This is a genomic window from Acinetobacter sp. V116_7, from assembly GCF_056735735.1.
This window is the reverse complement of sequence record NZ_JBWZIF010000012.1, coordinates 269,613-275,961: the sequence shown is the minus strand read 5'-3', so window position 1 is coordinate 275,961 and position 6,349 is coordinate 269,613. Positions and strand designations below refer to the sequence as shown.

The following is a 6,349-nucleotide window of genomic DNA, read 5'->3' as shown; positions in this document are numbered from 1 at the left end:
AAGTGAAACCTCTTAGCGCTGATGGTAGTGTGGGGTTTCCCATGTGAGAGTAAGTCATCGCCAGCTCATTATTCTAAACACCCCGGTCTCGAAAGAAACCGGGGTGTTTCTTTATTGCATGAATTAAATGAGAAAAAATAAAACTGAAAATATTATGAAAGATTCATGCTATAAATAATAAGAAAATTACATACTTAAATATGAATAATAAGGGAAAAGTATTTATGATAATTTATGGTGATGTAGGTTCGGGCAATTGTTATAAGATTAAACTATTACTTTCCTTATTAAATATTAAACATAGATGGGTCCACATTGATATTTTAAAAAAAGACACTCAAACAGCAGATTTTTTATTCCTAAATCCTAATGGAAAAATACCTGTATTGGTTCTAGATGATGGTCGTGTTTTAAGTGAATCTAACGCTATTTTAGGCTATCTGGCGGAGGGAACAGAGTTTATTGCTACAGATTCCTATACGAAAGCAAAAATGTATCAGTGGATGTTCTTTGAACAGTATAGTCATGAACCATTTATTGCAGTTGCTCGTTTTATTAATAAATATTTAGGGTTACCACCAGAAAGAATAGAGGAATATCATAATTTACAACCGAAAGGTCATAAAGCACTATCTATTATGGATAAAGCTTTAGTAGAGTATGACTATCTTATTGGAAATCAATTAACTATTGCTGATATTGCCTTAAATGCATACACGCATGTCGCGGAGGAAGGTGGTTTTGATTTGGAGCTATATCCAAATATTCAAGCCTGGTGCCAAAGAATTCGAAAATATTCAGGTTATATAGGTATGGGCTAATTAAAAAAGGACTCTATAAGAGTCCTTTTTTTATATAGGAAGGAAGTTTCGAACCCGTGCCAAGTTAGAAATGGGCTTCTAAACCGACATAAGGGCCCTTAAATTCAAATTTAAGATCATTATTATCGTAGTCATCTAAATCAATATTGAGTACGCGATACCCTGCTGTTAAACCAAGATCAATAAGTAGATTATCTGCAAATTTATATTTTACTTCTGCTAATGCGTCTGTGATTCGTGCATCATCAAAGTTCGTGTAGGTTGCTTCACCTTTAGCACTCAAGCCTGTAAATGGAAGTTTGACTTCACCAGATAAATAAGCAATAGGATATGTTTTATCAATATCCACGCGTTTACCTGTATAAGCAGTAATATCACCATTTAGTACAGTTGCACCAAGCCCAGCATCTACACTCACAATATTGTCTAGTAACTCATAATAGAGAATAAAATCGCTATGATCTAAATCAACTTTATAGTTAGCTTGACCTAGAGTTTCTGATTTAGTTTGAGTATCTAAATTTACATAACGTATTTTTGCATTTGGAATAAATGGGATTGGGTGTTCTATTGCCAATGAGAGTTGAGCACTACCTTTTTGATCTAGATCTTGATCATCAGGAAATTGAGAAGACATATTCGCTTTACCATCGTAAAACCAGTAGCCGACATCTCCCTTTACTCCAACAAAATCTGCTTGAGCAAGGCCACTTAAGCCCATCCCGAGCGTTAATAAAGATATTTTTAATATTTTCACTTTGAACATCCGCATAAAAGAAATCTTTGAGCGCATCATATAGACATCTTGCTACAGATGCATTGATAAAAAATATGAGTCTAAAGCATATATTATTAATAATTTTTCTAAGCTAGATAAAATATTAATCATTTCAAATAATTAATATTTAAATTTTTCATTTGGATGACATTAGTCCTCTACAGATTTTAGTATAAATTTTGTCATCTAAAAAAAGGGTATTATCACATTTTAATTGGAAATTAAGGAAGAAATTAATGGATAAGTCGAGTAATTAAATAGATCTTTTTAAGATTTGGAAGAAAATGTCATTGAACAATATTGTCTGACTATTTGATTTAAACGCAAAGATTAGCTGAAAAATAACCAATTGTGAAAAAAACTTAAAAAATTCGTAAAATTTCTGATGGAAATTACAGTAAAAAGAAATAAAAACAGGTATTGTTCAGCTATATAGGGGCAAAAAATGGACAAAAATCTTTAAGGAAGAATTTTCTATTTTTGCTTGTTTGAAATGAAAATAAAAATACTCACAAGGTGCCTTTTATTCTCAATCAAACACAAAAGTATTCTTTGGTTCTTTTTTTGCATGCGGAATAACAATCAACAATAGCAGTAAAAATAAGCAATCTTTTAACATTAGGTGTTTTATGACAGATTCTCGTGAAAACTGGACGTCACGATCTGGTTTTATTATTGCAGCCGTTGGTTCGGCTGTAGGCTTAGGTAATATTTGGCGCTTTCCATACGTTGCTTATGAAAATGGTGGTGGTGCGTTTCTTATTCCTTATCTATTGGCACTCATTACTGCTGGTTTACCGTTACTATTTTTAGATTATGCGGTTGGTCATCGTAGTACTGGTTCACCTCCAAAAGCATATCGGGCCTTATTTAAAGGTGGAGAAACATTAGGTTGGTGGCAAGTTTGTGTCTGTATCATTATTGGTTTGTATTATGCGAGCGTTTTGACATGGGCAGGTAGTTACGTTTACTTCTCTATTGGTCAAATGTGGGGAAGTGATCCGGAAGGCTTCTTCTTTAATACCTATTTACAAACCTCAAAAGCGACTGGTTTTGATTTACAGTTTGTAAGTCATTTATTCTGGCCGATTGTTGGAATTTGGGCACTTACTTTAATCATTCTTTATGGTGGGGTGAAAAAGGGTGTGGAATTATCCAATAAAATTTTCATGCCATTATTATTCATTCTATTTACTATTTTGGTGATTCAGTCATTGCGTTTACCTGGTGCAGTTCAAGGTTTAAATGCATTCTTTACGCCAAACTGGTCAGCAATGATGGACTATAAAGTATGGTTAGCCGCATATGGTCATACTTTCTTTTCATTATCTGTTGGTTTCGGGATCATGGTTACCTATGCATCTTATTTAAAACCAAAAACGAATTTAACTGGCTCTGGCTTAATCGTTGGTTTTGCAAATGCATCAACTGAGATTTTGGCAGGGATTGGTATTTTTGCTGCTCTTGGTTTTATGGCACATGCAGCAGGTACTGATGTTAAAGATGTCGTGAGTGGCGGTATTGGATTAGCATTTATCGCATTCCCTAAAATTATTTCAAGCTTAGGCGCTGGGGCTGATTTATTTGGTCTTTTATTCTTCTCTTCACTTTTCGTCGCAGGTATTTCTTCGATGGTCAGTATTTTGGAAGTGCCTATTGCAGCAATGCAAGATAAGTTGAAATGGGGCCGTAAAAAAGCTGTAACGATTATTGGTGGTGGTAGTGCACTTGTATCAATTATTTTATTCTCAAGTGTAAATGCAATTAAGCTGGTTGATATTGTTGATCACTTTATTAATAACATCGGTATTATCGGTGGCGCATTAATATCAATTATTAGCGTAGCTTGGTTTAAACGTTCAGCTCTTAAAGAACTTAGTGACCATATAAATCGTATCTCAACCATTCAAGTGGGTAAGGGGTGGGATTTCACTTTAACGGTTATTACATCTTTAATCTTGTTAACGACACTCTGTATGACTGTTTTTAATTTGATCAAAAATGGCTATGATACTTATAGTATGAGCTTACAAGGTGTATTCGGCTGGGGCAGTGTGATTTTCTGTGCGGTCGTTGCAATCGTGCTAAGCAAAATGAAAGATCGCTAGGAGGATAAAATAATGAATACTTCGGCAATCGTGATGATGGTGATTTCGATGGTGTTTTTATGGGGTGGGTTGGCTTTATCCATTCTACATTTATCGAAACATCCTGAAGAGTTAGATGACGTTTTAGAAGATGTAAAAGATCAGCATACGCTTTGATGCTGATCAAATAAAAAGCAGGCTTAAAGCCTGCTTTTTTTATGCAATTTTTTGAATTTTACAATAATAAAATCCGTCGCCAGACTGCGCTTGTGGTAATAATTGTCGGCCATGAATTTGTTCAAGTCCCCAATTCGCTTCAATCTTAATTTCTTTTGCATCAGTATGTTCTGCAAAGAAATTTATCATCTGCTGTTCATTTTCAGCTTTTAAAACTGAACAGGTAATATAGAGCAATGTGCCTCCAACATTAAGCTGTTGCCACATGTGTTCCAAAATCTGCTTTTGCAGTTCAATCGTTTGAGTTATATCGCTAGATTGGCGCAATAGGCGTATGTCAGGATGACGACGAATAACGCCTGTAGCGGAGCAAGGTGCATCAAGCAAGATACAATCTACTGGTTCTGCGGGAACCCATTGGGTTGCATCGGCTGCCAAAATTTCTGTTTGACTTTGATCAAGTGCTAAGCGGTTTAAATTTTCAGTTACACGGATTAAACGATTCGAATCCTGGTCAATAGCAATGAGTTTAGTCGGTTTAAACTTTTCGAGTAAATGAGCTGTTTTTCCACCGGGAGCTGCACAGGCATCAATTACTGTTTTATTATTTAGATCTGGCAATAATGTTGCACATAGTTGAGCATGTTCATCTTGTACAGAAAGCCATCCCTCTTCAAAGCCGGGTAGCTGGGTAATTTGTACAGATTGTTCAAGAACAATACCTGCTTCAGACAGAGTACAAGCACGGGCCTGAATATCTAGACTTTGTAATTTTGCTAAATAAGCATCACGACCAATATGACGCTGGTTAACTCGCAAGGTTAAAGGTGCGACTTGTTTTAATGATTGACAAAGAGATTCAGTTTGTTCCCCCCAATCCTTTTTTAACCTTTTGAAAAGCCAACTTGGTAAGCCATGCGCTTGCTTTAAACCTTGCTGAAAATCATCAGTCTCACGAGTTGCTCGGCGCAAAATAGCATTCACAATACCGCCGAGCGCAGGAAATCCAAGCTGTTTGGTGGCATCTACTGTTTCTGATATGGCAGCGTGCGCTGCAATACGCGTGCATAAAACTTGATAAAGCCCAACATACAGACAGGTTTCAACAGTTTCATTATTTAAAGGTTTACTGAGTAAAGGTAGGCTAATTGATTTAAGAGCAAACCATTGGCGTAGCGTACCTAGAACAAGTTCATGAAATAGTGCGCGATCACGCTCTGCGACTTGATTCAGCTGTGTATTTAAAATACTAGCAAGTGATTGCCCTTGCTGAACTTTTAGTAACGTTTGGACGACTTGAGCACGTAGGTTAAAACGTGATGAATTTGAATTAACCTGACTCATGGCAGAATCTGTCCTACGTGAAGTTTTTGAGTTTGCGCTATTTGTTGAGCATTTAATGCCTTACCACCCGGCCACTGTACACTCGTCAAACAAACAAATGTATTTTCACCGCAAGCAACATGCACGCCTTGTTTATCAATTGCAATAATTTCACCAGCTTGGGCATCTGCTTTGCTTTGGCTAGAAACTAAAGAGTTCCAAACACGCAGTGCATTATTTTCATCGAGTTGAACAAAAGCGACTGGCCAAGGGTTGAACGCACGAATATTTCGGTCAAGTTGAACAGCATCATTTGACCAGTCAATACGAGCTTCTGATTTCACCAATTTGTGTGCATAGACAGTTAGGCTTTCGTCTTGGACTTCGCGTTCTGCCAAATATTTTTGTAGTGTTTCTTCTGACTCAAGTACGTCACAAATTGCTTCCGCACCTTGAGCTGCGAGTTTGTCATGTAAAGTCGCTGATGTATCTTCGGCTGTGATTGGACAGTAGGTTTTATACATCATATCGCCTGTATCTAAACCAGCAGCCATTTGCATGATTGTGATTCCGGTTTCTTTATCACCCGTTGCAATTGCACGCTGAATTGGTGCTGCACCGCGCCAACGTGGTAATAGTGAACCGTGAATATTTAAACAGCCATATTTAGGTGTATCGAGCACAGCTTGTGGAAGAATCAAGCCATAGGCTGCAACGACCATCACATCGGCACCTAAAGTTGCAAGTTCTTGTTGGGCTGCGAGCCCTTCTTCTGTAGATGCTTTAAAGTGAAGTGGTTGATAAACAGGGATACCATGTTCAAGCGCAAGCTGTTTTACAGGAGATGGCGTTAGTTTTTGTCCACGGCCTGCTTTACGATCTGGCTGGGTGTAAACGGCGATAATTTCATGGGAAGTTTTTAATAATGCCGCCAATGCTGTTGCAGCAAATTCGGGGGTGCCAGCAAAAATAATTTTCACAAATGCAATCCAAAAAGAGTTTATGGGTAGTATACGTGAAAAACGTTTGAAGCCCTAAACTCATGGCTATTGAGAGATTTGATTTTTAAATAGTGAACAAAAAATTATTCAAAAAATTTTATTGATAAAAAAAGGTTATGAAAAAATAAAAAATTATTCATGTAAGTTTTGCTAAATATTGAC

Annotated in this window: 6 protein-coding genes; 3 read left to right on the top strand and 3 right to left on the bottom strand. The window is 36.8% G+C overall.

Annotated elements, in window-relative coordinates:
- Positions 1-224: 224 nt before the first annotated feature.
- Positions 225-821: a glutathione S-transferase family protein gene (locus tag AC1PJP_RS03920; RefSeq protein ID WP_479766550.1), complete on the top strand. Its 597-nt coding sequence runs from the start codon at positions 225-227 to the stop codon at positions 819-821.
- 64 nt (positions 822-885) lie between these two features.
- Here AC1PJP_RS03920 and AC1PJP_RS03915 read toward each other — a convergent pair whose 3' ends face one another.
- Positions 886-1,587, bottom strand: coding sequence for a TIGR04219 family outer membrane beta-barrel protein (locus tag AC1PJP_RS03915; protein ID WP_081399233.1), 702 nt, complete (start codon positions 1,585-1,587; stop codon positions 886-888).
- 641 nt (positions 1,588-2,228) lie between these two features.
- On the opposite strand from AC1PJP_RS03915, the gene AC1PJP_RS03910 reads away from it, so the two are divergent.
- Together AC1PJP_RS03910 and AC1PJP_RS03905 are read left to right on the top strand one after the other, a co-directional pair.
- Positions 2,229-3,707, top strand: coding sequence for a sodium-dependent transporter (locus AC1PJP_RS03910; protein WP_005300319.1), 1,479 nt, complete (start codon positions 2,229-2,231; stop codon positions 3,705-3,707).
- Between the two features lie 12 nt (positions 3,708-3,719).
- Complete coding sequence (locus tag AC1PJP_RS03905) at positions 3,720-3,863, top strand: methionine/alanine import family NSS transporter small subunit (RefSeq protein WP_004790262.1); 144 nt, start codon at positions 3,720-3,722, stop codon at positions 3,861-3,863.
- 39 nt (positions 3,864-3,902) lie between these two features.
- On the opposite strand, the gene rsmB is transcribed toward AC1PJP_RS03905, so the two are convergent.
- A complete protein-coding gene (rsmB, locus tag AC1PJP_RS03900; RefSeq protein WP_192454696.1) occupies positions 3,903-5,207 on the bottom strand; it encodes a 16S rRNA (cytosine(967)-C(5))-methyltransferase RsmB in 1,305 nt (434 codons plus the stop codon).
- Positions 5,204-6,166 carry a methionyl-tRNA formyltransferase gene (fmt, locus tag AC1PJP_RS03895; RefSeq protein WP_192454695.1) on the bottom strand — a complete coding sequence of 321 codons (963 nt, stop codon included), beginning with the start codon at positions 6,164-6,166 and terminating at the stop codon, positions 5,204-5,206. Before fmt ends, rsmB begins: the two co-directional genes overlap by 4 nt.
- Between the last annotated feature and the right edge of the window lie 183 nt (positions 6,167-6,349).

What these genes read in the sequence shown, in the direction of transcription:
- AC1PJP_RS03920 (WP_479766550.1), top strand. Translation starts at nt 225, where the DNA reads ATGATAATTTATGGTGATGTAGGTTCGGGCAATTGTTATAAGATTAAA.
- AC1PJP_RS03915 (WP_081399233.1), bottom strand. Translation starts at nt 1,587, where the DNA reads ATGTTCAAAGTGAAAATATTAAAAATATCTTTATTAACGCTCGGGATG.
- AC1PJP_RS03910 (WP_005300319.1), top strand. Translation starts at nt 2,229, where the DNA reads ATGACAGATTCTCGTGAAAACTGGACGTCACGATCTGGTTTTATTATT.
- AC1PJP_RS03905 (WP_004790262.1), top strand. Translation starts at nt 3,720, where the DNA reads ATGAATACTTCGGCAATCGTGATGATGGTGATTTCGATGGTGTTTTTA.
- rsmB (WP_192454696.1), bottom strand. Translation starts at nt 5,207, where the DNA reads ATGAGTCAGGTTAATTCAAATTCATCACGTTTTAACCTACGTGCTCAA.